This window comes from bacterium (assembly GCA_024224155.1).
Lineage (GTDB): Bacteria > Acidobacteriota > Thermoanaerobaculia > Multivoradales > JAHEKO01 > CALZIK01.
Genome location: JAAENP010000486.1, coordinates 1 through 943, shown reverse-complemented (window position 1 = coordinate 943; position 943 = coordinate 1). Strand labels below are relative to the sequence as shown.

General features: G+C 63.1%; 1 protein-coding gene. It reads right to left on the bottom strand.

The genetic code is table 11. The annotated features are described in order from the left end of the window. Positions 1–55 precede the first annotated feature (55 nt). Positions 56–943: M1 family metallopeptidase (locus GY769_23345; protein ID MCP4204854.1), on the bottom strand; the 888-nt coding region annotated here is incomplete at its 5' end.

Genomic DNA, 943 nt, shown 5'->3' with positions numbered 1-943 from the left:
CACCCTAGCCCTCTCCCCCCGCAGACGGGGGGAGAGGGGACCAGAACCCTGATCATCAGCGCGTGCCACCGCCGTTCTCCTTGTCGCGCAGCATCGGGTTCGGCTCCTCTTTGATCTTGAACAGCTGGAACCGCGACTTGACCACCTCGGGCGGGAAGTGGTTGTTGGTGCGGTCGGCATCGGCGATCGACAGATGGGGATCGAGGACGATCTTGACGATCTCTTTCTCGGTGATGAACAGCTTCGAGACCTTCTTCGCGTTGTGGCGCCAGATCTCGGCGGGAATGGTCAGCTTGCGGGCGCTGCCGTCGCCGTAGGTGATCTCGAGCGGCAGGGGCATCGGCAGACCGCCGACATTCAAGAAATCCACCACGTAGAACTTCTCGCCGGTCGCCAGCAGCACTTTTTCCCGGTCTTCCAGGTCCTCCAAGAACTTGCGGTACTGAGCATAGTCGTAGGGCGTGACGTCGAATTCGTCGTAACTGTTGTAGAAATCCGCCAGCTCGGGGTATCGATCGAGACGGCGCTCGAGGCCGGCGTTTCCCAGCTCGGTGAGGGTCTCGGGCTCGGCCTCGTCTTCGGCCCGCAGGCGTGGCTTCTCGACGTCCGGATCGCGGCTGTCGAGCTGGTAGAGGGTCACTTTGTCGATCGCGACGTCGACGTGATCGGTGCCGTAGAACCAGCCGCGCCAGAACCAGTCGAGGTCGATCCCGGAGGCGTCTTCCAGCGAGCGGAAGAGGTCCGCCGGCTCCGGCCGTTTGAACATCCAGCGCCGGGCGTACTCGCGGAACGCGTGGTCGAAGAGCTCGCGCCCGAGGATGCTCTCGCGCAGGATGTTGAGCGCCGTCGCCGGCTTGGCGTAGGCGTTGTTGCCGAATTGCAGCAGCGACTCCGAGTTGGTCATGATCGGCACTCTGCGGTCGCTCACCATATAGGGCACGAT